Genomic DNA, 820 nt, shown 5'->3' on the forward strand with positions numbered 1-820 from the left:
TCTTGTGCGCCGCCAACTGATGTTACGTCGATAGTATCAACCGTTACGTCTTTGCCAGGTTGCATGCCTAGTTCGCCAGCCAGGCTGCCAGAGAATGCCACTTCGCCTTCAACCTTGTTGTTACCAGTAAACATTTGTAGCTTACCATCTTCAGTTACAGACGCTTTAACAGAGTCTTGTTGACCGTTGATGTACGTTGCTAGCTCTTCGATGTCGTCACCCGCTTTTGCGCTGATGTCGATTTCTTGTGCTTGACCGAAGTTATCAGTGAACGACATTTTTAGGTCGTTAGAGCCTGCTTGAACGTTCCAATCTTTATCTTTCGCGTTCTCAGTTTGGTAGCTCTTACCACCCATCTGAGCGTTATCAGAGCGCATGTCTTTCAGTTGAAGCATTACCGCTTCACCGTTGTCTGCACCGATTTGGAATGATTTAGTACCGTGAGTACCGTTAAGCAACTTGTTGCCACCAAAAGACGTCGTTTCCGCGATACGGTTCAGTTCGTCGTTCAGCGCTGTTACTTCTTCTTGAATCGCTACACGCTCAGATTTTGAGTTTGAGCCGTTTGAAGATTGTAGAGACAAATCACGCATACGTTGCAGGATGTTAGTCGTCTCATTCATTGCACCTTCAGCTGTTTGTGCAATTGAGATACCGTCGTTCGCGTTACGTACAGCAACATCAAGACCACGACTTTGAACGTTCAAACGGTTCGAGATTTGTAGACCCGCAGCGTCATCTTTTGCGCTGTTGATTTTTGAGCCAGAAGCTAGACGCTCCATTGATGTTTGTTGTGCGCTGTTTGCGTTGTTTAGGTAAC

Annotated in this window: 1 protein-coding gene; it reads right to left on the reverse strand. The window is 46.5% G+C overall.

Annotated features, from left to right (window positions below; translation table 11 throughout):
- A partial coding sequence (locus AB4512_RS09635) for a flagellin (RefSeq protein ID WP_372174849.1) occupies positions 1 to 820 on the reverse strand: 820 nt, incomplete at both ends.

It is taken from the genome of Vibrio sp. 10N.222.52.B7, assembly GCF_041474275.1.
GTDB classification, from domain to species: domain Bacteria; phylum Pseudomonadota; class Gammaproteobacteria; order Enterobacterales; family Vibrionaceae; genus Vibrio; species Vibrio crassostreae_C.